The following is a 23,813-nucleotide window of genomic DNA, read 5'->3' as shown; positions in this document are numbered from 1 at the left end:
GCTTATTTCAACAACCCCTGCAACAACCCATTCAACTTGTGCACAAATGCCGCCGGGTCTTCCAACTGGCCGCCTTCGCTGAGGATGGCTTGGTCGAACAGGATGTGGCTGATGTCGGCAAAGCGCGTGTCATCTTGCTCGTTTTTCAAGGCCTGGACAATGGCATGATCCGGGTTGATTTCGAAGATCGGCTTGCTGCCACCCATGCCGAATAGGCCGCCGGCCTGGCCGGCTTCCTTCATGATGCGCTCCATGTGCAGACTCATGTCGTAGGCGCCGGTCACCAGACAAGCCGGCGAGTCGGTCAGGCGGTGGCTGATTTTGACTTCGCTGACTTTGTCGCTGAGTACGTCCTTGATTTGCTTGACCACCGATTCGAAGTCCTTGCTGACTTCTTCCTGGTGTTTTTTCTCTTCTTCGCTATCGAATTTGTCCAGGTCCAGTTCGCCTTTGGCGATGGATTGCAGGTGCTTGTCGTCGAAATCGGTCAAGCTGGACACCAGCCATTCGTCGATGCGGTCGGTCAGCAGCAATACCTCGATGCCTTTCTTGCGGAACACTTCCAGGTGCGGGCTGTTCTTGGCGGCGGCGAAGCTGTCGGCGGTGATGAAGTAAATTTTGTCCTGACCTTCCTTCATCCGGCTGACGTAGTCGGCCAGCGACACGTTCTGGGTTTTATCGTCGGTATGGGTGGACGAGAAGCGCAACAATTTGGCGACGCGCTCCTTGTTTTTGTGGTCTTCGATCGGGCCTTCCTTGATGACGTTACCGAATTGCTCCCAGAATTTTTGGTAGTTGTCGGCATCGTTCTCGGCCAAATCTTCCAGCATGCCCAGCACTTTTTTCACGGCGCCGGCCTTGATGTTGCTGATCTGCTTGCTTTGTTGCAGGATTTCGCGCGACACGTTCAGCGGCAAGCTGTCGGCATCGATCACGCCGCGGATGAAGCGCAGGTAGCGCGGCATCAATTGTTCGGCGTCGTCGGTAATGAAGACTTTTTTGATGTACAGCTTGACGCCGTGTTTGGCATCGCGGTCCCACAAGTCGAACGGCGCCCGGCCCGGAACGTAGAGCAGCAGGCTGTATTCGTTGGTGCCTTCGACCTTGCTGTGGACGTGAACCAGCGGATCCTGGAAGTCGTGCGCGACGTGTTTGTAGAACTCGTTGTAATCTTCGGCGCTGATGTCGTCCTTGTTTTTGGTCCACAAAGCGGAAGCGCTGTTGACGGTTTCGTCTTCGACCCGGGCCGGCGCGGTTTCGTTGCCGTCGTCGTCTTTCTCGGCCGGGATGTCCTTGCTCATGACGATGGGCAGGGAGATGTGGTCGGAATATTTTTTGATGATGGAGCGCAGCTTCCAACTGCTTAAAAATTCGTCCTCGCCCTCTTTCAGATGCAGCACAATTTCGGTGCCGCGCGTCGCCTTTTCGACCGATTCGATGCTGTATTCGCCCAGGCCGTCGGATTCCCAGCGCACGCCTTGGTCGTGTGATGCACCGGCCTTGCGGGTGGTCAACGTCACTTTGTCAGCGACGATGAATGATGAGTAAAAGCCGACCCCGAATTGGCCGATCAGTTCGCTGTCCTTGGCCTGATCGCCGGTCAATTTTTCGAAGAATTGTTTGGTACCGGATTTGGCGATGGTGCCGATGTGATCCTGTACTTCCTCGCGGCTCATGCCGATGCCGTTATCGGTGATGGTGATGGTTTTTTTGCTTTCGTCGAAATCGACGCGGATTTTCAGGTCGCTGTCGCCTTCGTACAGGCTGTCGTTGGCCAGCGCTTCGAAACGCAGTTTGTCGGCGGCATCCGAACCGTTGGAAATCAGTTCGCGCAGGAAAATTTCTTTGTTGCTGTACAGGGAGTGAATCATCAAGTGCAACAAATGTTTCACTTCGGTTTGAAAGCCTAAGGTTTCTTTTTTTGCTTCAACAGTCATAATCGTTGCTCGTAATGGTGGTTTAATCGAACGAAGGCTTTATGGGGGTGGCGGGAAAACTTTTCAAGGGTAGGAGGCTTGCGAAGGTTCGCAAAGTTGAGTGGTGGGGGGGAGTTAGGAGAATGCCGGGTTGTTGAATGATTGGAGGGGAGGCGAGGCGAGCGAATTCGCCATAGGTGCGCGGGGTGTAGCTATATATGGATATGGCGCGATACGCGCGGCATATCCGACAAAAAATTGACAAATAAAAAAATCTGCATATAATGCGCCGAATGACGTTCAACTGTCTGAGTCAAATAGCAACGGGGTATAGCGCAGTCTGGTAGCGCGTCTGCTTTGGGAGCAGAATGTCGGGAGTTCGAATCTCTCTACCCCGACCAACTATGCGCTTGTAGCTCAGCTGGATAGAGCATCGGCCTTCTAAGCCGAGGGTCGCAGGTTCGAGTCCTGCCAAGCGTGCCATTTCAAATTCCATTATGGTGAGCGTAGCTCAGTTGGTAGAGCCCCGGATTGTGATTCCGGTTGTCGTGGGTTCGAGCCCCATCGTTCACCCCAATATTTTCAAGTTTATCCTCGTCCCGCACTAAGGGACGCCGTCCTCTGCGCTAACAAGCCTTCCCATTTTCATTTGGATATTTGCCGGCTTTTATCTATAAGGGCTGTGCCTAATCTCTGGAATACAAGTTGCGTTCTATAGCCTTGACTCCTTACTCTTCAATAAAGTGCTAAGCTGCGATTTCGGTCGCTGTAACGTCGCCGTGTGAGTTGGCTCTTTATTGGTCTTATGTTACCTGTCTTTCCGGCGGCGATGCAGGCTCGTCTCGTCTTGCTGGGCGGGCTGTCGGATACTTTTCGGTTTGTCCGGGCCGGTGCGGCTTTCATCTCGACATCTTGCCACAGCTGGGGATACAAGCCTGGGCCAGGCTTGTCCGTGCCGGTCTTGGCCGATGCGGAGCGGTTTCTGTTGTTCTCCTCAAAAAGTATTGTGATGGGTGGGATGTCGTAACGCAAATGTGTGGATCGGTTCGTTTTGCCTTTTAATTTGTTAGAATCAAAACTTAAACTTATTTCGGATTGGACGGGCTGCGGGCTAGCGGCTTGCCCAGGTGTTGCAAATCCGGCCTTAGTCTAAAGCGAGGCGTGCGTAGGGCTGGGCTGTCATTGATACGGATCGACTATGTGTTTTAGTGCAAATATGTCTTTGGGCTTGGGGCTGGTGGGGGTCGCCGCCGCCAGCGTTACATTTTTGGATAAGGACGAGCCGTTTTGGGTGCGTATGGCGCGGGCCTACGCCATTTTTCATTTTTCGTTGATGGAGCTGATTCAATATTTCGCCTATCCGGTCGCCGATCAGTGCGGGTACGGTACGAATTTATTATTGAGCGAATTATCGACTTATCACATCGCTTTGCAGGCGTTTGCCATCATGCCGGCCTTGGCCACTTATTCGAGCGATAAAGAAGCGCTGAAGAAAGCTAGCATAATCGGTATTTGCTTGAGCGGATTCTTTCTTGTATGTACCGGATTACCTAGAGAATGGCAGTTGTTCGGCATGCAGCCGAACTTTATCGGCGACATGGTGGCTTGTCTGTATATGGGGATTTACCACATCGGCTATAAAATTCCGGCGGCATTCGGCACCTTGGTAACCCACGGCTCCTTGTTTGCATTAGCCTTGAGCGGTTTTTTATGGAGAGACAATTGGCGCATTGCGTCTTATCACTGTCTGATGGCATTGATGACATTGTTTGTACCGCAATGGCTGCTAGGGGTCACGACCGGCGAGGCTGCAGCAATATATTGCTTGTTTTCGATTCCGATTACCGTCAGCTTCATGCCTTATTTCAAGCGCTTTTTTGGCGTTGGTAGGGTGTTGCGGCATCAGGTGGCTTAAGTGACAGCTCCTATTTATGATTTTTCGGTCAATACCTTAGACGGGCGGCTGCTGAAGCTGGAAGTCTTTCGCAATAAAGTGATGTTAATCGTCAACACTGCCAGTCAATGCGGATTTACGCCCCAATATCAAGGTTTGGAGCAGCTGTATCAGAAATACCGAGATAGGGGGTTGGTGGTGTTGGGGTTTCCGTGCAATCAATTCGGTCAGCAGGAGCCTGGGACTAATCAAGAAGTGGCGGCGTTTTGCGCTGCTAAATTTCAGGTGACTTTCCCCATGTTCGAAAAGATTTCGGTAAATGGCGACGATGCCCACCCTTTGTATCGGTTTTTGAAAGAGGCCGAGCCCGGGCTCCTAGGTACGCAGGCGATAAAATGGAATTTCACCAAGTTTTTGGTTGGCTGTGACGGGCAAGTCGTCAAGCGTTATGCGCCGATCGTAACGCCGGCTGCTTTGGAAGACGATATCGAGCAAGTGTTGCCGCAAGGCTAAAGAGTGATCCGATATGCCGGGAATTGATGCGACTGTTGTTAAATTTTTGTACCGCGGCTGGAAGGCTCGTTACCGTGATCATAAGGCCGAGATTCTCGCGCTGACTAGTGCGTTGCAGCCGGGCGATATTGCCGTGGATGTTGGTGCCAATAAAGGCAGCTTTATCCCGTCGTTGGCGAAGGCGGTGGCCGCTGGTAAGCTGATTGCCTTCGAACCCCAGCCTTATTTGGCCGATTATTTGAAGGGCATTGTCGCCGCGGCGGGTTTATCGAATGTCCAGGTCGAGGCGCAAGGCGTGTCGGACAGGTCGGGCAGCTTGCGCCTAGGTATTCCGGGGTATGGGGCAAGTTCGCCCGGCGCATCCTTCGAGGAGGCGGTTATGACTCGCGAATCTTGCACGTTGTTAGACGTGCCGGTTTGCACGTTGGATGGCTATTTTGCTACTGAGAGCCGCCGAATCGGTGCTATTAAAATCGATGTGGAAGGCCACGAACTGGCAGTTTTGCGCGGTGCCGAATCGATTATGTCGCACCACAGACCTTTGATCGTTTGCGAATGTGAAAACCGGCACCTGACCGAGTATGGCGTCGAAGAGGTGTTGGGGTACTTTCGTAGTTTCGGTTACGACGGTTATTTCGTACAGCGCGGGCGATTGCGTCCGGTTGCCGAATTCAACTCCAATCAGCATCAGCGGGCCGAGGGTGAGGACTATTGGAATCGTAAGGATTATTGCAATAATTTTGTGATGCAATATGTCGGTCGCTAGCTGCTTGGCGGTCGATTAAGCTCACGCTTTTCCATAGGAGTGGCGACGTGGTGGTGCGATCCGTCGCCGGCCGGTTTGTATCTGCTGGGAGTTTATGAGTAAAGATGCGTCGTTCGTGTTCGAACAATTTCACATAGAGGTCGCGCGGGCAGCTTCGGACGATTTCAACTTGTTTCACGATAAGCACAAGTGGCTGCAAATCACCCATAATCCGTTCAAGGGTCCGATTGTGCTAGGTTTTCAATTGAATACCCTGATTGAGTATCAGATGAAGCTGTACCGGGAAGCGCAGCATGAGGACGATATCATCGCCGATAATCAACTCAGGTTTAGCAATTACCAGATTACATTCGTCAATGCCTTGCGGCCGCGGCAGGAAATATCTCTGGATATCAAGAAAACGCTGATTGCGACCATACCGGAGCTGACCTTGACCAATCGGATAGCGATCAAGTCTCAAGGTAAGACCATATTGCTGGGATACAAAAAGGAAACCAAGCGGCCTTTGTTTTTGGCGGACGAGGACTTAAGCGGATTGCCGGACTTGAATACGCTGCCGGATAGGTCCTTGGTGCCCGGGACCGATTATTTTTTAAAGCGCAAATGGATGACGAACGGCAACGTCAAGAATTTTTTGTCCGGTTCGTTGGCCGAACAGTCCGATTATTTCGACGAATTGTCTCATATGGCGAATTATCCTGAAGTGTTTCCCTGCAGTCTGACGTCCGGCGCGTTATTGGAGAAGGCTCAGTTGGAGAGTCACGATTTTCTGCGCAACCCGATGGTATACACCTCGCACGATTTTTCAATCGATCGCGTGCATCTGGCGCAAGTGAAAAATAACGACAAACTCCATATTCTGGTTAAGCAATTGCCGGAATCCAAGCACAATACCTTGAATCAAACCAACATCATGCTGCGAACCTACGAGTGCTATGGCATATTGGAAAACCAAGCCGTATTGTTTCGGATTAAGCTCAATCTGGTGCCGTTAGAAGAAATATTGAAAAACTTGAGTTCGAAATCGCGTTAGTTTTCATAATGTTGTGTTTCGCGGTGCTAATATTGTGAATTTTTTTGAACATCAAGTATAATCGTCGAAGTCGTTGGGCTTGGCCGGTGACGAGATTTCAGATTAACAATACCACACTAGTTTAAGGTGAATGCTGTTTGTCGGGCGTTCGCATGGTTCGAGGAATAAAAATTATGAGTAACATCGAAGAACGAGTAAAAAAGATTGTCGCAGAGCAATTAGGCGTAAAAGAGGAAATCGCAAATGACGCGTCTTTTGTTGACGATCTTGGTGCGGATTCTTTAGACACAGTTGAACTCGTCATGGCCCTGGAAGAAGAATTCGAATGCGAAATTCCTGACGAAGAAGCTGAAAAAATCACCACCGTTCAATTGGCTATCGATTACATCAACGCCAATCTGCAATAGCACTATCTTCGTGGCTAGTGTTGTTCTTCACTAGCCCACATTTCTTTTCCCCCTCAGATTACCTTCTTTTTGCGGTAGTTTACTGTGAGCATACGTCGAGTTGTTATAACGGGCTTAGGCGCTGTCACGCCCTTAGCGAATAATGTCGCCGATACTTGGGACGGAATCAGCAACGGCAGAAGCGGAATCGGCCCGATCGATTCCTTCGATATATCCACTTTTGCGACTACGTTTGGCGGCGTGATCCGGAATTTCAACATCGGCGATTATATTCCGGAAAAAGACGCGAAACGCATGGATGGTTTCATGCATTATGGGATCGCTGCCGGTTGCCAAGCGTTCGAAGACTCCGGAATTGTGGTCACCGAGCAAAATGCCGACCGTATCGGCGTTGCGATAGGAGCCGGCATAGGCGGTATTACCGGCATTGAAGAATGCTACGCCACCTATGTGGCAGGTGGGGCTCGCAAGATTTCGCCGTTCTTCGTGCCCGGGAATATCATCAATATGATTTCCGGTAACTTGTCTATTAAGTACGGTCTGAAAGGTCCTAATTTTGCCATTGTCACCGCTTGCACCACAGGTACCCACAATATCGGCGATGCGGCGAGATTGATTAAATACGGCGATGCCGACGTCATGATAGCCGGAGGAGCCGAACGTTGTACGACTTCTCCGACTGCGATGGGTGGTTTCGCTTCAGCGAAAGCCTTGTCGCGCCGTAACGACGATCCCCAGCGGGCCAGCCGGCCTTGGGATAGAGACCGGGACGGTTTCGTGCTCAGCGACGGTGCGGGCGTTGTGGTATTGGAAGAGTTGGAGCACGCTAAAGCACGCGGTGCGAAGATTTACGCTGAATTGATAGGCTACGGCATGAGCGGCGATGCGTACCACATTACTTCGCCTTCGGTAGGCGGCGAAGGGGCGGCGCGTTGTATGAAAAACGCATTGCGCGATGCCAAAATTAACCCGGATCAAGTCGATTACATCAACGCCCACGGTACCTCTACTCCGGCTGGCGATGTCGGCGAAACCCACGCCATGAAATCGGCTTTAGGCGAGCATGCCTATAAAGTCGCGGTCAGTTCGACCAAGTCCATGATAGGGCATTTGTTGGGTGCCGCCGGCGGGATAGAAGCGGTGCTTACTTCGTTAGCGATCAAGTACCAAATCGCTCCGCCGACTATCAATTTGGAAAATCCCGATCCCGAGTGCGATCTGGACTATGTTCCCAATATCGCCCGGAATATGAAAATCGATATCGCCGTGTCGAATTCTTTCGGTTTCGGCGGGACCAATGGTTCGCTGGTCTTTAAACGCTTCGAATAATCTCTCTAGCACTGTGTCCGCCGATGTTTTTATTAAACGGGGAACGCGGGCACAGGGTCGACGTATCCGATAGAGGTTTCCAATACGGCGATGGCGTATTTGAGACCCTAGAGGTAGATAACGGCAAGCCTTTATTTTTGCAGGCGCATTTAACGCGCTTGGCGTTGGGCTGTAGGACTTTGGGGATACCCGAAGTCGACTCGGCGTTATTAAGCAAAGAGGCTTGCGAGTTGGCCGAACAATCCGGCTGCCGCTCCGTGCTAAAGCTGATCGTTACCCGCGGCAGCGGCGGGCGCGGGTACCGACAACCGGAGCCGATTCATCCAACTAGACTACTCGCCTTATATCCCTACCCGGATTATCCCGAATCCTACCAAGGCCATGGCATAGTTGCCCGGTTTTGCCGGCAGCGATTGGCCGTCAATCCGGCGTTGGCCGGTATCAAGCACATGAATCGCTTGGAGCAGGTCATGGCTAGGGCGGAATGGTCCGGCGACGCCATTCAGGAAGGTTTGATGCTTGATTACCAAGACCGCGTGGTGGAAGGCACGATGAGTAATCTTTTCCTGGTAAAACAAGGCGTATTGCATACGCCTACCCTGGCTGCATGCGGTATTAACGGGATTTTACGTCAGATGGTGCTAAACTTCGCGGCCCGGTACAACGTTAACGTTGTTGAAAATAATTACAGCAGGGAAAGCATACTAGACGCGGACGAGCTATTTGTCACGAATTCGGTGATAGGCGTATGGCCCATCAAGCAACTCGAACAGCAAGGTTTCGAGTGCGGCGAACTCACTCGGAAAGTGCAGCTCTGGTATGCAGCGGCAAGAGCAGCTGAGGTGAGCGCATGATTAGAAGCATTGTAGCCTTTACTACCCTGATGTCTATCGGATTGCTGATGGTTTGGGGGGCGATGCACCAACACATATTTATCAAAAAAGTTGTAGTTGCAAATGCGAGTACCTTGGAAATCAGCCGGGGAGACTCGCTGGAGAACGTGATCAAAAATTTGCGCGCCCAGCGGATTATGATCGATCCCTTGTGGTTTCGATTGTCTTCCTACCGCACCCACTTGGATAGGATGCTTAAAGTTGGCGAATACGTATTGGATAAAGGTGCGACGGCAGCGGACATCCTAGCGCTGTTGAAAAGCGGCAAAACCAAACAGTACGCAATGACATTTCCGGAAGGTTGGACCTTCAAACAATGGTTTCAAGCCATACAAGACAGCCCTAATTTACAACACCTATTACCTGCCGATGCCGACATGGCTGAGGTCGTGCGGAAAATCGGTTTCTCCGAGCCGCATCCGGAAGGGCTGTTTTTTCCGGATACTTATTATTTCGAAAAAAACAGTTCGGACGTGGAATTGTTAAAGCGAGCGCACGCCAAGATGCAGCAGGTATTGGCCGGTGCCTGGAGGAAACGCGATAAAGACATACCGTTGGAAACGCCTTACCAAGCCTTGATTATGGCTTCCATCATCGAAAAGGAAGCCGCCGCGGCGGAAGAGCGCAAGAAAATTTCCGGGGTATTTAGCCGTCGGTTGAAAATGGGAATGTTGCTGCAAACCGATCCTACCGTGATCTATGGTATGGGCGAGGATTTTCACGGCAATATTCGCCGTAAAGACTTGCTCGAACCGACGCCCTATAACACTTACGTGAATAAAGGCTTGCCGCCTACTCCCATCGCCATGCCCGGAAAGGCGGCTATCGAGGCGGCGCTCCATCCTGCCGAGGGGGACGAATTATTTTTCGTCGCCAAAGGCGACGGCAAACACGTTTTTTCATCGACCTACAGCGCACATGAAAAATATGTCGCCATGTATCAACGATGAAACCGGGTCGGTTTATTACGCTGGAAGGTGGAGAAGGCGGCGGCAAAACCACCAATCTGCAATACCTGAAAGAATTATTGGCGGAGCGTCATATAGATTTTCTGGCGACAAGAGAGCCTGGAGGTACGCCGATTGCGGAGAGTCTTAGGGAGTTGTTATTAGGGCATCATGACGAAACCCTGGATCCTAACGCCGAGTTGTTACTGATGTTCGCCGCTCGCGCCCAGCATATCCGCCACGTGATACGGCCGGCACTGGCCCAGGGGATTTGGGTAGTCTGCGATCGTTTTACCGATGCCACCTACGCTTATCAAGGCGGAGGGCGCGGTTTGGATTGCGCTAACATTGCTTGGCTGGAACAAACCGTGCAACAAGAATTGCGGCCGGATTTAGTCTTGTTGCTGGACGTACCGGTTGAGGTCGGTATGCAAAGAGCGCAGCAGCGAGGCCATTTGGATAGATTCGAGAGCGAGCGTGTGGCGTTTTTCCAGCGGGTGCGAGCCGCCTATTTACAAAGAGCGCAAGCCATGCCCGAAAGCTACCGCATTATTGACGCGGCCGCACCGATTGCGGAAGTAAGGCGCCAAATTCGCCTTGCGTTGGATGCGTTGATCGTTAGAGGCTGAGCGGTGTCTCCCGAGTTATATCCGTGGCATCAGGCCCAATGGCAACAATTGGCCAATTACATTGAGTTGCGTAGAATTCCGCAAGCCTTGCTGTTGTTGGGCGGTTCGGGCGATGGCGCTGACCGACTGGCTGATTGTTATGCCCGAGCGATTTTATGCCGCTCTCCGCGCTCAAATCATCTGGCTTGCGGCACCTGTGACAGTTGCAAATTAGCTGATGCGCAAACCCATCCTGACTATTTGGCAATAGAGCCCGATGAGCCCGGCAAAGCGATCGGTATCGACAAAATTCGCCAACTGATCGTTAAATTGGCATTGACGCCGCAGTTCGAGCAATACCGGGTGGTGTTGATCAAGCCGGCGGACCTGTTGAACAACGCGTCGGCAAACGCATTTTTGAAATGTCTGGAAGAGCCGAATGAACGGACCTGTCTTATTTTGTTGACCGATAAGCCGTCGCAATTGCCCGCTACCATACGCAGTCGCTGCCAAACGCTGAATTGCGCGGTGCCGGATCAGCGCCAGTCCGAAAGTTGGTTAGAGCAGCAAGGTGTAAAAGACGATATGCGGATTTTGTTGCGTATGGCTCAAGATAAGCCGGTTTTAGCGAAACAATTTGCCGAGTCCAATGCGCTTGCCGTTCGCCGGCAGTATTTTCAAGCGTGGAGTCAATTGGCCGACGGTAAACAAAACCCCTTGGTTCTAGCGGAGCAATGGCAGAAACTCGATACGGCCGAATTGGAAACGCTGTTGCAGTGGATGGCCGGTTGGTTGTCCGACGTCGTCAAGTGCGCGCACCAATTGGATAGCGAGGCGCTGCTCAATCCGGACTTGAAAAATCCCTTGCATGCGTTGGCCCAGCGGATAGAATTGAACCGGTTATTTGCGCATTATGACGACCTGCTAACCATGCGTTCTCAACTGTACACGCAACTGAACAAGCAAATGCTGATGGAGCAGCTATTGATTGCTTGGTGTCAACTTTTTTCACGGTAAAACTATGGCGGAATCCAGCCCGAGACAAGGTATTCTATCGTTATCCATCAAGGATAAGAACGCGTTGTATGCGGCGTACATGCCTTTCATCAAAAACGGCGGTTTGTTCATTCCCACCAAGCGAGAATACGAAATGGGGGAAGAAGTATTTATGCTATTGAATCTTATGGACGAAACCGAGCGTTTGCCGATTGCCGGAAAAATTATTTGGAAAACGCCGGTCGGTGCGGAAGGGTACCGTGCGCCCGGCATAGGCGTGCAATTCAGCGATCAGGATAACGGCACCGCTCGAAATAAAATCGAGACGTATTTGGCCGGCGCTTTGGAGTCCGACCGCTCCACCCATACCATGTAAATTCTTACGCAATCAACACGTAAGACCATACTGCCCCATGTTTATAGACTCGCATTGCCACCTGGATCGTATCGATCTGGCACCGTACCGGCACGATTTCTCGCTTTTTATGCAAACGGCCAGAGAGCAACAGATTCGCCATATGTTATGTATCGGCATCGATTTGGAATCTTATGCCGATATGGCCGCCTTGGTGAGTCCCTATCAAGACATTTCCCTATCGGTAGGCGTGCATCCCAATGTGACCGAGGGTCGCGATCCATCGGTGGACGAATTGTTGCAACTGGCCGATAACGACAAGGTGATTGCGATAGGCGAAACCGGCTTGGATTATTTTCGCAGCAGTGGGGATTTGGCTTGGCAATTTCGCCGTTTTCGCAATCATATCGAAGCGGCTAAACAATTGAACAAGCCGTTGATCATTCATACCCGCGAAGCAGGTCAGGATGCGTTGAAAGTGCTGGCGGAACAAAATGCCGATAGGGTGGGCGGCGTCATCCATTGTTTTACCGAGGATTGGGACTACGCGCAAAAGGCCTTGGACCTGAATTTTTACATTTCTTTTTCAGGTATTGTGACCTTTAAGAACGCGCAGGCGATTAAGGAAGTAGCCCAAAAAGTACCGGCAGACCGGTTTCTGATCGAAACCGACTCGCCCTATTTGGCGCCCGTACCGTACCGAGGCAAACCGAATTATCCCTTATATGTGCGTCACGTGGCGGAACATATAGCCGAGTTGCGCGGGACTACGATAGAGGAAATTGCCGAACTATCCACTCAAAACTTCAAACGCTTGTTTGCGCCGCATTGATTGTTTAGCGAATGCTGCAAAAAAAGGTCAGGTACGACAAGAAACCTGACCTGAGGAGAGGGAAGTAACTCTTTTCCCTTTCGGGACGCATACAAGAGTCGCCAGTAGTCTAACTAATAGCATATAGATTTTAAATGTGGCAATTCGTCGCGTGGCAGTTTGTCGCTGTCAACCACCCGCTCTCATGTCAATCTTCTATTCTCCGTACGGCCGTTTCGAATTAAGGCGCTTGCCTTACCGCAAGCACGATCAACTGCGCGCTTGGGATGCCGCCGACGAATATTTGCTCGAGTTTTTAACGGGCGATAAGCTAAACCAAGACTCTAGCATCGTGTTGCTGAACGATAGCTTCGGGGCTTTGAGTCTTGCGCTGCATGCCTATTCGCCGATTGCTATTTCCGATTCGTATTTGTCGCAACAGGCAACCCTGCAAAATTGCCGTATGAACGGGATAGATGTAGAAGCGGTGAATTTGCTGGATAGTTTGAGCCGGCCGAGTAAAGCGATCGATTACTTATTGGTCAAAGTGCCCAAGAATTTGGCCTTACTGGAATATCAGCTGCATCGTTTACGACCGTTTTTGCAATCAAACAGCCAAGTCATCGTGGCCGGAATGGTGAAAAATCTGCCGGCAGGAGTTTGGAAACTGCTGGAAGGTTTACTAGGTCCGACCCGAACTTCGTTAGCGGTAAAAAAAGCCCGTCTGATCTTTGCCGATCCGGATCCGAACTTGGTTCCTCCTATCAATCCTTATCCGCTTGCGTACCGCTTGGAGCATTCCGATTGGGTGATCAGCAATCATGCCAACGTATTTTCCCGCGACAGTTTGGATATCGGTACCCGGTTTTTGCTTCAGCACTTGCCGGATAACCCGGAATACCGGCAACTGATCGATTTAGGTTGCGGCAACGGCATCGTCGGCATGAAATTGGCCTTGTTATTGCCAAACGCAACGGTCACCTTTGTAGACGAATCCTTTATGGCAGTCGCTTCGGCCCGCGAAAATTTTGCGCGGGCGTTTCCCGCACGTCATGCCGAATTCAAAGTTAACGACGCCTTGAGCGGTTTTATTGGCGAAACTGCCGATTGCATTATTTGCAATCCGCCTTTTCATCAGCAACATGCGATCGGCGATCAAATTGCTTGGCAGATGTTCCGGCAAGCCCATCAGGTGTTGCGCCGGGGAGGAGAACTGCGGGTGATAGGCAACCGGCATTTGCAATACCACCATAGCTTGAAAAAATTGTTCGGTAACTGGGAGCAGGTGGCGGCTAACCCCAAATTCGTGATCGTGAAGGCGTTTAAGCGTTAATCACCGAAACCGGTCTTTTGCCAAGCGGATTTTGGCGAATGCTGCTGCCGGCGTATCCGAGGCAGCGGCGCCGACCGCAGTACGAATACTGGCGCTATGTTCGCGCATAAACGGGTTGGTCGCCAATTCGAGCGCGAGGGTCGACGGTAAGGTTGGCAGGTTTTGTAGGCGTAATTGATCGATCTCGGCGGCGCGCCGCTTAAGCTCGGCATTATCCGTTTCCACGCTCAGCGCAAATCGCGCGTTGGCCTGGGTGTACTCGTGGGCACAATAGACCCGGGTTGAGCCCGGTAATTCTTTGAGTTTTTGCAAAGAGCGCCAAAGCTGTTCGGCGCTACCTTCGAACAAGCGTCCACAGCCTAATGCGAACAAGGTATCTCCACAAAACAATGCGGCGCTATCTGCACAATAGTAAACGATGTGTCCGCAAGTGTGACCGGGCGTATCCAAGACTTGAAATTCGGCGTTGCCTAAGGCAATACGCTCGCCGTCGCCCAGGCCGATATCGATGCCGGGTATGCGTTGCCTATCCGCCGTGGCACCTACGATCCGGCAGCCGGTCGCTTGCTTCAATTGCAGGTTACCGCCGATGTGATCGGTGTGGTGGTGGGTGTTGAAAATGAAATCCAGATGCCAGCCATTTAATTCCAGAGCGGCTAATACCGGTTCCGCGACGGCAGGGTCTACCGCCGCAGTTTTGCCTGAGTTAGGCTCGTGCAGCAAATAGATGTAATTGTCGCTGAGAACCGGTAGTAGGCGGATTTCCAACATGGTTTAAACATCAAGCGCAGAACGCCTGGATTTTAGCGGAAATGCCCTGAGAGTCCAGGCCGACCAGACTCAAGAGCTCCTCGCGGCTGCCTTGCTCGACGAAGCGGTCCGGCAGACCGATGTTCAACACCGGCAGCAGAATTTTCTGCGCTTGCAAAAACTCCAGGATCGCGCTGCCGGCCCCGCCGGCGATGACGTTTTCCTCCACGGTCACCAACACCTCGTGGGTTTTGGCCAGCTCCAGCACCAAGGCCTGGTCGAAGGGTTTGACGAAGCGCATGTTGACCACGGTAGCGCCCAAGGGCTGGCCGGCTTCCGCGGCCGGCGCCACCATGGCGCCCCAGGCCAGAATCGCGATGCGCCCGCCCTGGTGGCGGATGTGCGCTTTACCGATCGGCAATTCGGTCAAGGCCGGGTCTATCGCCACGCCGGGGCCTTTGCCGCGCGGATAGCGCACCGCCGCCGGGCCGGGGTGGTTGAAACCGGTGGTCAGCATCTGCCGGCACTCGTTTTCGTCGGCCGGGGCCATGATCAGCATATTCGGAATGCAGCGCAAATAGCTGAAATCGAAGGCGCCGGCGTGGGTCGGGCCGTCCGGGCCGACCAGGCCGGCCCTGTCCAGTGCGAACAACACGTCCAGATTCTGCAAAGCCACGTCGTGGATCAATTGGTCGTAGCCGCGTTGCAAAAACGTCGAATAAATCGCCAGCACCGGCTTGGCGCCCTGGCAGGCCTGGCCGGCGGCCAGCGTCACCGCGTGCTGTTCGGCGATGGCCACGTCGAAATAGCGCTTCGGGTATTTTTGGGAAAACGCCACCAAGCCCGAACCTTCGCGCATTGCCGGCGTAATGCCGAGCAGACGCTCGTCCTTGGCGGCCATGTCGCACAGCCAGCGGCCGAACACCTCGGTGTAGGTCGGCTGGCCGGCCTGGCTTTTCGGCAGGCAATCCTTGGTCGGGTCGAAGGCCGGCACGCCGTGGTAGGCCAAAGGATCTTTCTCGGCCGGCGCAAACCCCTTGCCTTTTTTAGTCACCACGTGCAAAAACACCGGACCGGGGATGTTTTTCAGATTTTCCAGGGTGGAGACCAACACCTCCAGATCGTGGCCGTCGATCGGGCCGAAATAATTGAAGCCCAATTCTTCGAACAAGGTACCCGGCACGATCATGCCTTTGACGTGTTCCTCGGCCTTGCGGGCCAACTCCCACACGCTGGGCATGCCGGACAAGGCTTTCTTGCTCTCCTCGCGCACCGACGAATACAACTTGCTGGACAACACCTTGGTCAAGTAATTGTTCATCGCCCCGACCGGCGGGGAAATCGACATGTCGTTGTCGTTCAAAATCACCAGCAGATTGGCGTTGACGTCGCCGGCGTGATTCATCGCCTCGTAAGCCATGCCGCCGGTGATGGAGCCGTCGCCGATGATGGCCACCATTTTCTTGTCTTCGCCGCGCAATTGCGACGCGATGGCCATGCCCAAGGCGGCGCTGATCGAGGTACTGGAATGGCCGACTCCGAAGGCGTCGTACTCGCTCTCGTCGCGGGACGGGAAGGCCGACACCCCGCCCAGAGTGCGTATCGTGGTCATGCGGTCTTTGCGGCCGGTCAGAATCTTGTGCGGATACGCCTGATGGCCGACGTCCCACACCAGTTGATCGACCGGGGTGTTGTAGACGTAGTGCAAGGCCACGGTCAATTCCACCGTGCCCAGGCCGGCGGCGAAATGACCGCCGGAGATGCTGACCGAATGGGTCAAAAAGCAGCGTACTTCGTCGGCCAGGGCTCTCAGCTTGTCCTTGGGCAGCTGGCGCAGGTCCGCAGGGCTGTTGATGGTATTCAGTAATTTGTAGTCGGTTGACAGGTTCATAATCAGTACAAGGGTTCACGATAGAACATCAGGACGATGCCTATCTGAAACAGGGCGAACACTGAGATGAAGCCGGCGATGTTTTTGCCAGGAGCATCCAATTTCAATTCCAGCCAGCGGCCGCATGCAAGGATCAAGGAGAATACGCCCATCAGCGTATGCCCCACTTGAATCAAAAATGCGGTTTTAGGTTCGAACCCGACATGGGAATGGGCCAATAGCATCATGCCGCCGAAAGCCGCCAGTAACGGAAAAACGAACGGCAGCATTCCCGGTTCTTTGGCAATGCGGGCTTTGATTTCCATCCAACCCAGGCCGAATACCAAAAAGGTGGCGATTCTATGTTGCAGCACCTCGCCGTTGTTGAAGGTACTGTCCCAAAAACCTATGGGTCCTAGCGGCCAGGTTTCCGCATCGCTACGGAAAAATAAAAATACTCCCAGCAGCATAAAACCGACCGGCCAAAAGCGCGCCCAGCGATGAAAACGCGCCGAATACGACAGCATGGCGAAAAAGCTCATCGTGGTTAGGAAAATGCCGGAGATATTATGGTTGTAGTCCGACCAAGCGGTAGCGGCTTCCGACGGTACTTGGCCGACAATCGCCACCCGGCCGGGTTCGCCGGCCAATAGCGCTTCGTGGCTGGGTGAGGTGTAGCGCGGAAGGCGCGGCTCGAACATGCCTAACACTTCTTGCCAAGTTGCGGTAAGACTGGGGATGTCCATGGAAGGCGGTTGCGAGGCCAAACTGGCGGCGGTGAACAATATGGTCAACAGCACCAAGGTTTCCGCTTCGATGTAGTACGGAACTTTAGCGGTTAAGGTGTAAAGGCTGCGACTTTCGAAAAATTCGACCACGGCTTGGCGGTTTAGCCAGGCGAAGCCCAAGGCTAGCCCCATCATCATGATTTTCACCATCAACAGGTTGCCGTAGCCGGCGCCGATAAAGCCTTGGAAGGTGCGGATGTAGTACCAGGCCAGCGGTGTACCGGTAAGCAGCAGTACCACGACGGCACCTACGCCCAATACCGAGAAGCGCTTGAGTACGACAGGCCATAATTCCACGCCGACCAGATTGCGTTTTTTCAAGCGCCAAATCGCCAGTAATTGAAAGATTCCGCCTACCCAAGCCGCTGCGGCGATTTGATGGATGACCGTGATGCTCATCAACAAACCACGGTCTTCCAGGCGGCTGGCGCCGTGTACCAGCCAAGCGGCGGAAACGACTAGCGGCAATAGAATGGCATTTGCGGTCAGCCAGCGTTGTTCGCTACGCAAGTGTTTGCTCAAAGCGGTTTTGACGTAGTAAAACAACACGGCGGCGGACGCGGCGCGGGCGATGCCGGCGTTGAATTGTACGGTATGGAAAAATGCCGGAAACGGCGATTTGCCCAAGGTAACCGACATCAGCCAGATTTTTAGGCCGATTTTCGACAATTGGGTAAAAATCAACGCCTTGCTGCCGAATTGAATCAGCGCTACGGTTTTCTCCAACAGCGCGTTATTGAAACGGGTTTCGTCTTCCCAGGGTTTCAGAATCAACCAGCCCCACAGTAGGCCGCCGATGGCGATCGAATAAAACGTCAGATCGATGCCGCCGATCAGAGAGTCTAGGTAATCAGCTATGCCTTCCATACGTTATTGGGGTTGTTTGACAAAAAAACGCAACAAGTCTTCGCTTAAATGGCCGTCGGCGGCGAAAACTTTCAGTTTGATGGCGTATTCGCCCGGCATTAAAGCCGGTAGATTCAACAGCACTTTACCGGGTTTGTCGCCGGGGACGGCCTCGATGACTTGCATCTTGTCGCCGGCGCTGACCAGATGAATTTCCGATAGATCCAGCTCGACTTTGGAGTTGAAAGACAACTCGACTTGGCTGGCTTGATTGACCGGTACCGGTTTCAATGCCAGCGAATTGTGGGTGACTACTGCGTGTGCATGCACGCCGCAGCTGGTGATTAAAGATAAAACAAACACTAGCTTGCTGATTAAGCGCATGGGACTTCCTGTTTATTTTTTGTTTTTTAAAGCGTGACCGGCCAGGTTTTTGCCCAAGGTCCAAATCGAGCCGGTGACGTTGTGCGTGTCGGCAATGGTTTTGTCCATCGCGCCGACTATCCAGTCGCGGTCTTTCGGCGTCAGATTCAGCGGCGGCAGCAGTTTGACCACGTTCATACCGTGGCCGGCCACTTGGCTGAGGACCCGGTGTTCCTTAAATAACGGTATGGTAATCATCTGGCAGAACAAGCCTTTATTGGCGGCTTCCAGCATGGCCCAGGCCGCCTTTAGCCCCAAGCTCTTCGGCGAATGAAATTCGATGGCTATCATCGAGCCCTTGCCGCGGGCTTCTTTCAAAAATTCGTATTTATCGCTCATCGCGTTGATGCTGGCGATGACGTCCTCGCCGACGCGGGCGCTATTTTCCACCAATTTTTCCGCATGGATGACGTGCAAGCTGGCTAAGCCGGCCGCCATGGCCATGTTGTTTTTCGAAAAGGTGGAGCCGTGCACCACGGCTCTGTCCATGCGATTGAATACGCTGTCCATGATGTGTGCGGTCATCGCCACGCCGCCGACCGGCACAAAGCCGCCGGACAAGGCTTTGGCCATTAAAATCATGTCCGGTTTGACGCCCCAGTGTTCTATCGCCCAGAATTTGCCGGTGCGGCCGATGCCGGTTTGGATTTCGTCGGCCACGAACAAGGTGCCGTATTTTTTACACAGCCTTTCGACTTCCGGTAAATAGTTGTCGTCCGGCAGGTTGACGCCTTTGCCTTGAATCGGTTCGACGATGAATGCCGCAACGTCTTTGCCGCTCAACGCGCGCTCCAACGCGGCCAAGTCGTTGAACGGCACGGCGCTGCATTCGGGTAACAGCGGTCCGAAACCTTCGCGGAAAATTTCTTCGCCGTTCAGCGATAACGAACCCATGGTCAGGCCGTGGTAGCCGTGCTCGCAATACACCACCCGCGAACGCTTGGTGGTATAGCGGGCGAATTTGATGGCGGCTTCCACCGCTTCCGTGCCGGAATTGCAAAAAAACATCTTGTCCAAATTATCCGGGCAGGTCGCCAATATTTCTTTAGCCAACAGCCCGCTAAGCAAGGAGACGTCCATTTGCACCAAGTTCGGCAATTCCAAGGTCAAGGTTTCGGTTAGCGCGCCGATTACCGTCGGGTGGTTGCGGCCGATGGCGAATACCCCGAAACCGCTCAGTAAATCCAGGTATTCGTTGCCGTTTTCGTCGTAAAGGTATTGGCCGAGCGCCCGTTTGTAGTTGCGGTCGTAACCTATGGTGCGCAGCACCCGCACCATTTGGTTGTTTAAATAATGCTCGTGTAGGTCGAACTTCTCGTTGAAATGCTGAGCGAAAAGATCGGCAATGCTAAAAGACATTTAATACCTCTTGATAATCGGCTGCTACGGACTAGGTAGGCAGCGCTTAGGTGTTCGGGAAAGTCCGGCCATGAACAGCGGTCATGGCTATTTACGGCAAGTGCAATAATCGGGCTGCGGCGCTCAGTGTTTTCTGTGCGGCGCGGAAAAATAAGCCTAAGCGGATTAGAGCCGGAATTTGCCGCGGGTTTTTGAGCAAGGCGGACAGCAGACGACTTAACTCCACTTGGCCCTGCGAATTCAGCGCGGTGCACACGGCAGGCGGTAGATCCATGTGGGCCGGGTCGGCAATGCTGCGTATCGCCAGAAAAGGCAATCCGGCCGCTTGCGCGGCTCGGCCGACCGCCGCGCTTTCCATGTCTAACGCTGTTGCGCCGTAGCTTTGATGGATGCTGCGCTTTTGACTGCTTTGCGTGACTAAGTCACCGCCGCTGTATAGATCGTCGCTTATTACCTTGCAAGCGCCAGTCAGCTGCGCAATGGCGGCGCTACGTAGCGCTGGGTTCGGAGCGAGCGCTTGTTGGGGAGTGACGATGGATTCCGGAATAACCAAATCGCCCGGCTTAAGCGTATCGCTTAGTCCGGCCGCGCATCCCCAACTGATCAAGCGTGTCGCGCCGTGCGCAATCAGTGCCTGCGTAGCTTGCTCCGCATTTTTAGGTCCCGCTCCGCTGAGCGCAAGCAAGCTATTGCCATCGCGCTGCACGTTTCCCGGTTTTAGTTTGCGGCCGGTCAGGGTTGCCAATTCTTCGGGCAACGCGACGACGATACCGTTCAGACCGGTTGAGAAATTCAGGAGCGACGGCGCGGTTTGTTCGGCAACGTTCACTGCTTTGCCAATTCGTTACGGTAGCGGGCCAGCGCCCATAACGGAAAAAACTTGTCGTAGCCGTGGTATTTCAGATAAAACACTTTTGGAAAACCGGGGGCGGTAAAGCATGGGTCGTTCCAGAGTCCGTCGGCTTGCTGGTTGCGGAGCAGAAAATCGATGCCGGCTTTAACTTCCGGGCTGTGCGTTTCTCCGGCGGCGATCAAGCCTAATACCGCCCAGGCAGTTTGGAATGCGGTACTGAAATCGTAACGGCCGCGGTACTGTCTGTCGTCGTGGTAGCTGAGATTGTCTTCGCCCCAGCCGCCGTCTTCGCGTTGTACGCTTTTCAGCCAGGCGGCCGCTTTGACGTACATCGGATCGGACTTGGGCAGATCGGTTTGTTCCAATCCGAGCAGGGTGGACCAAGTGCCGTAAATATAATTGGTTCCCCAGCGGCCGAACCAGGAGCCGTCCGCTTCCTGGTCATTGCGTATGTAGTCGATGGTGCGCTGCAGGGCTGGCAAACACTCGGGCATGGTTTTGCGCATTCTGGCCATCAACATTGCGCAACGGGCGCTGACGTCGACGGTAGGCGGATCCAGCAAGGCGCCGTGGTCCGCGAACGGAATTTCGTTCAGGTAATAGCAGGTATTGTCGGCATCGAAGGCGCCGTAGCCGCCGTTTTTAGACTGCATGCCGATAATCCAGCGGGTAGCGCGGGCAATGGGTTCGTCCAAACCGGCTTGGCCGGATTCCGCCATCGAAAAAGCGACCACGGCGGTGTCGTCTACGTCCGGATAATAGGCATTGGCAAATTGGAATGCCCAGCCGCCGCCGGGCAGCTGCGGGCGCTTGATCTGCCAGTCGCCGGGTTCGTCGGAAAGTTGAACGCTTTTCAGCCAGTCGTAGGCGCGGTGCAATGCTGCGGCATTTGCGGATTTATCGGCTTCCAGCAGTGCCAGACTGGCTAAACCGGTATCCCAAACCGGCGACAAGCAGGGTTGGCAATAAGCATCGTGTTCGTTGACCACTAACAATTTGTCGATGGATTGGCGGGCAACGACCACATGAGGGTGGTCTTTAGGATAGCCTAGTAAAAGCATGGATTCGTAAGCGTTTACCATGGCGGGAAAGATTCCGCCCAAGCCGTCTTCGCCGTTCAGTCTTGCGGTGAACCAGGCAACGGCCTTGTCTATCGCCGCTTGGCGAACCCGCTGAGGAATCAAGGGTTCGCTTACCCGGCCGAGTTTGTCCAGGGCTAAAAACAGTTTGTTCAGCCAAGTCCGTTCCGGGAAATAATGTTTCTCTTCGTCCGGGTGCACGACGAACAATTCCAAAATGTCGATTTTGTGCGGATTCTTGGCCTTGGCTTTGAGGGTGCATAGGATGAACAACGGTACCATCACGGTTCGCGACCAATAAGAGACTTTGTCTAAATGGAAGGGGAACCAGGATGGAAGCAGCATGATTTCGACCGGGATATACGGTACGCCGCGCCATGGCAGTTGCTCGAACATGGCTAGTGCGATGCGGGCAAACACGTTGGCGCGCGCCGCGCCGCCTTGGCCGAGTATCCAGGCGCGCAATTTTTTCATGTGCGGCGCATGGATGTCGTCGCCTGCCATTTTCAACGCGTAATAGGTTTTAACGCTGCAGCTGATGTCGCCGGGGCCGCCCGTGAACAGCGGATAGCTGCCGTCGGGATTTTGCCGGCTGCGCAAATAGACGGCGATTTTCCGTTGTAACTCTAAATCGATGTCGTCCAGGTAATGCATCATCATGATGTATTCGGACGGAATGGTGCAGTCGGCCTCCAGTTCGAATACCCAATAACCGGCGGAATGTTGCAAGCTGAGCAGCTTGTTTTGTGCGCGCTCGATAGCTTTGTTCAAACCGATTCGGGCTGTCTTTTGCGTGTTGCTGGAATTGAACGACTCGTTGCTGTTGGTTTCGACAGGGGATTCAGTAAACATGGCGATTCCTTAATGTCCAGAGTGCGATTCCGGTAAATAGTGCCAGCCGGGAGTTTTCAGATCTCGGCTGGCGAAATTGAAGATGAGCGATAACAACCAGTTGTACCTGGCGGAAATTTTGCTGGCGACAATGGTAGCTTTGACGCTGTTACGGCTGATTTTGACTTGGTTGGATTCGTTGAAATCCAGGTGTTGTTTGATCTTTTTCAAGGTCAGCACCGCCATGCCGAGTGCCCATAAGCAGAAATTGCGGATGCCGGTTTCGTGGCTGGGCAGCAATTGGGTATAGGTGAGGGCGTTTTGCAGATGGCCGCGCGCTATCGCGATCAGGTGCAGCAAGCCTTGGCGAAATCCGGGGTCGTCGGTTTCCGGGGTTAAATGCGCCAAATCGAAACCGGTTTCCGTGAAGATGTCTTGCGGCAGCCAACATACGCCGCGTTGGGCGTCGTCCCAAATGTCTTTCAAAATATTGGTCATTTGCAGGCCTTGACCGAATGATACCGATAATGCCAATAGCTGTTCTCTGTGGCGGTCGATCTCCGGCGAGTAATGGCAGAACAATTTGGCCAGCATTTCGCCGACGCAACCGGCCACGTAGTAGCAGTAGTCGTTCATGTCTTTCATGGTCTTCAAGCCTGCATGCAAATCCAGCGCTTGATAGACGGGCATGCCGCCGGCCATGGTTTCTACGCAACAGGCCAAAGCATCGATTTGAGCTTGATCCAGACTATGGGTGATGGCGATGACTCTGGGAATCAGTTTGATTAAGCTGTGTTCGGCCGGTATGGTTTGCTCCGATAACAAGGGTGCCAATTCATCGGCAAACGCTTGTGCATTCCGGCCGGTTTTCACGACAGAGATAAATTCCGCGCAGAAACGTTTTTTCTGTTCTGCGGTCAGAGACACTTCGTCCTCTATGGTATCGACAATACGGCAGAGCAGGTAAGCGTTAGCGACCGCAGGGTATAGAGAGGACGGCAGCTGTGGAATGGTTAGTGCGAACGTGCGCGACACGCCTTCGAGCAAAGTGGCTTGCAATTCGCTATCGGAAAGCTGTGTTAGTGATTCCGGTTTGTCTGCCGTTGGCTGAGATCCGTTCATGAACATATAAAGTGAACTTAATAAGCTGGCTAAATGATAGTCGCTTTGTTGGTGATTTGCAAAGTGTTGTTGTTTTACTGCAAATCTTGTG

At 53.1% G+C, this 23,813-nt stretch carries 22 protein-coding genes and 3 tRNA genes; 16 read left to right on the top strand and 9 right to left on the bottom strand.

The window, feature by feature from the left end; genetic code table 11:
- Positions 1-2 precede the first annotated feature (2 nt).
- Entirely contained in the window at positions 3-1,937 is a 1,935-nt protein-coding gene (htpG, locus tag AB0A83_RS19240) for a molecular chaperone HtpG (RefSeq protein ID WP_367154978.1), read from the bottom strand.
- Between the two features lie 303 nt (positions 1,938-2,240).
- Here htpG and AB0A83_RS19235 point away from each other — a divergent pair.
- The 16 genes from AB0A83_RS19235 to AB0A83_RS19160 all read left to right on the top strand — a co-directional run bounded on the left by AB0A83_RS19235 (position 2,241) and on the right by AB0A83_RS19160 (position 13,801).
- Positions 2,241-2,317: transfer RNA gene (locus AB0A83_RS19235), tRNA-Pro, on the top strand.
- 5 nt (positions 2,318-2,322) lie between these two features.
- Positions 2,323-2,399: transfer RNA gene (locus AB0A83_RS19230), tRNA-Arg, on the top strand.
- A 17-nt stretch (positions 2,400-2,416) separates the two neighbouring features.
- A tRNA-His gene (locus AB0A83_RS19225) sits at positions 2,417-2,492 on the top strand.
- 622 nt (positions 2,493-3,114) lie between these two features.
- Positions 3,115-3,831, top strand: coding sequence for a DUF5765 domain-containing protein (locus AB0A83_RS19220; protein ID WP_150051262.1), 717 nt, complete (start codon positions 3,115-3,117; stop codon positions 3,829-3,831).
- Entirely contained in the window at positions 3,832-4,323 is a 492-nt protein-coding gene (locus AB0A83_RS19215) for a glutathione peroxidase (protein ID WP_150051260.1), read from the top strand. It begins immediately after the preceding gene.
- A gap of 13 nt (positions 4,324-4,336) precedes the next feature.
- Positions 4,337-5,089 (top strand): FkbM family methyltransferase, encoded by a 753-nt coding sequence (locus AB0A83_RS19210; protein WP_150051258.1) that lies wholly within the window; start codon positions 4,337-4,339, stop codon positions 5,087-5,089.
- Positions 5,090-5,183: 94 nt separating this feature from the next.
- Complete coding sequence (locus AB0A83_RS19205; RefSeq protein WP_150051256.1) at positions 5,184-6,122, top strand: hypothetical protein; 939 nt, start codon at positions 5,184-5,186, stop codon at positions 6,120-6,122.
- A 173-nt stretch (positions 6,123-6,295) separates the two neighbouring features.
- Positions 6,296-6,529 carry an acyl carrier protein gene (gene acpP / locus AB0A83_RS19200; RefSeq protein ID WP_013820083.1) on the top strand — a complete coding sequence of 78 codons (234 nt, stop codon included), beginning with the start codon at positions 6,296-6,298 and terminating at the stop codon, positions 6,527-6,529.
- Between the two features lie 84 nt (positions 6,530-6,613).
- Positions 6,614-7,858: a beta-ketoacyl-ACP synthase II gene (gene fabF / locus AB0A83_RS19195; RefSeq protein ID WP_150051254.1), complete on the top strand. Its 1,245-nt coding sequence runs from the start codon at positions 6,614-6,616 to the stop codon at positions 7,856-7,858.
- Between the two features lie 23 nt (positions 7,859-7,881).
- The gene (gene pabC, locus AB0A83_RS19190) at positions 7,882-8,712 is read left to right on the top strand and encodes an aminodeoxychorismate lyase (protein ID WP_367154977.1); all 831 of its coding nucleotides are present in this window, start codon (positions 7,882-7,884) and stop codon (positions 8,710-8,712) included.
- Positions 8,709-9,701 carry an endolytic transglycosylase MltG gene (mltG, locus tag AB0A83_RS19185; protein WP_150051250.1) on the top strand — a complete coding sequence of 331 codons (993 nt, stop codon included), beginning with the start codon at positions 8,709-8,711 and terminating at the stop codon, positions 9,699-9,701. Before pabC ends, mltG begins: the two co-directional genes overlap by 4 nt.
- Positions 9,698-10,327, top strand: a complete 630-nt coding sequence (gene tmk / locus AB0A83_RS19180) for a dTMP kinase (protein ID WP_150051248.1) — start codon at positions 9,698-9,700, stop codon at positions 10,325-10,327. Before mltG ends, tmk begins: the two co-directional genes overlap by 4 nt.
- 3 nt (positions 10,328-10,330) lie before the next feature.
- Positions 10,331-11,323 carry a DNA polymerase III subunit delta' gene (locus tag AB0A83_RS19175; protein ID WP_367154976.1) on the top strand — a complete coding sequence of 331 codons (993 nt, stop codon included), beginning with the start codon at positions 10,331-10,333 and terminating at the stop codon, positions 11,321-11,323.
- Positions 11,324-11,327: 4 nt separating this feature from the next.
- Positions 11,328-11,678, top strand: a complete 351-nt coding sequence (locus tag AB0A83_RS19170; protein ID WP_150051244.1) for a PilZ domain-containing protein — start codon at positions 11,328-11,330, stop codon at positions 11,676-11,678.
- Positions 11,679-11,715: 37 nt separating this feature from the next.
- The gene (locus AB0A83_RS19165) at positions 11,716-12,489 is read left to right on the top strand and encodes a TatD family hydrolase (protein WP_367154975.1); all 774 of its coding nucleotides are present in this window, start codon (positions 11,716-11,718) and stop codon (positions 12,487-12,489) included.
- Positions 12,490-12,673: 184 nt separating this feature from the next.
- Positions 12,674-13,801, top strand: a complete 1,128-nt coding sequence (locus AB0A83_RS19160; RefSeq protein ID WP_367154974.1) for a methyltransferase — start codon at positions 12,674-12,676, stop codon at positions 13,799-13,801.
- On the opposite strand, the gene gloB is transcribed toward AB0A83_RS19160, so the two are convergent.
- The 8 genes from gloB to AB0A83_RS19120 all read right to left on the bottom strand — a co-directional run bounded on the left by gloB (position 13,802) and on the right by AB0A83_RS19120 (position 23,722).
- Positions 13,802-14,572, bottom strand: a complete 771-nt coding sequence (gene gloB / locus AB0A83_RS19155; RefSeq protein ID WP_150051238.1) for a hydroxyacylglutathione hydrolase — start codon at positions 14,570-14,572, stop codon at positions 13,802-13,804.
- 10 nt (positions 14,573-14,582) lie between these two features.
- The gene (gene dxs / locus AB0A83_RS19150; protein WP_150051236.1) at positions 14,583-16,442 is read right to left on the bottom strand and encodes a 1-deoxy-D-xylulose-5-phosphate synthase; all 1,860 of its coding nucleotides are present in this window, start codon (positions 16,440-16,442) and stop codon (positions 14,583-14,585) included.
- 2 nt (positions 16,443-16,444) lie between these two features.
- Entirely contained in the window at positions 16,445-18,076 is a 1,632-nt protein-coding gene (locus tag AB0A83_RS19145) for a CopD family protein (protein WP_150051234.1), read from the bottom strand.
- A 3-nt stretch (positions 18,077-18,079) separates the two neighbouring features.
- The gene (locus AB0A83_RS19140; protein WP_150051232.1) at positions 18,080-18,439 is read right to left on the bottom strand and encodes a copper resistance CopC family protein; all 360 of its coding nucleotides are present in this window, start codon (positions 18,437-18,439) and stop codon (positions 18,080-18,082) included.
- Between the two features lie 12 nt (positions 18,440-18,451).
- Positions 18,452-19,837: an aspartate aminotransferase family protein gene (locus AB0A83_RS19135; RefSeq protein WP_367154973.1), complete on the bottom strand. Its 1,386-nt coding sequence runs from the start codon at positions 19,835-19,837 to the stop codon at positions 18,452-18,454.
- Positions 19,838-19,928: 91 nt separating this feature from the next.
- A complete protein-coding gene (locus AB0A83_RS19130) occupies positions 19,929-20,666 on the bottom strand; it encodes a phosphorylase (protein ID WP_232056713.1) in 738 nt (245 codons plus the stop codon).
- Positions 20,663-22,621: a squalene--hopene cyclase gene (gene shc / locus AB0A83_RS19125; RefSeq protein WP_367154972.1), complete on the bottom strand. Its 1,959-nt coding sequence runs from the start codon at positions 22,619-22,621 to the stop codon at positions 20,663-20,665. Before shc ends, AB0A83_RS19130 begins: the two co-directional genes overlap by 4 nt.
- Before the next feature lie 9 nt (positions 22,622-22,630).
- On the bottom strand, positions 22,631-23,722 hold the full coding sequence (locus AB0A83_RS19120) for a phytoene/squalene synthase family protein (RefSeq protein ID WP_150051226.1): 1,092 nt from the start codon (positions 23,720-23,722) through the stop codon (positions 22,631-22,633).
- Positions 23,723-23,813 lie beyond the last annotated feature (91 nt).

The organism is Methylomonas sp. HYX-M1 (genome assembly GCF_040741385.1).
Classification (GTDB): Bacteria; Pseudomonadota; Gammaproteobacteria; order Methylococcales; family Methylomonadaceae; genus Methylomonas; species Methylomonas rhizoryzae.
The sequence above is the reverse complement of the archived record's forward strand: the minus strand, read 5'-3'. Positions and strand labels throughout refer to the sequence as shown.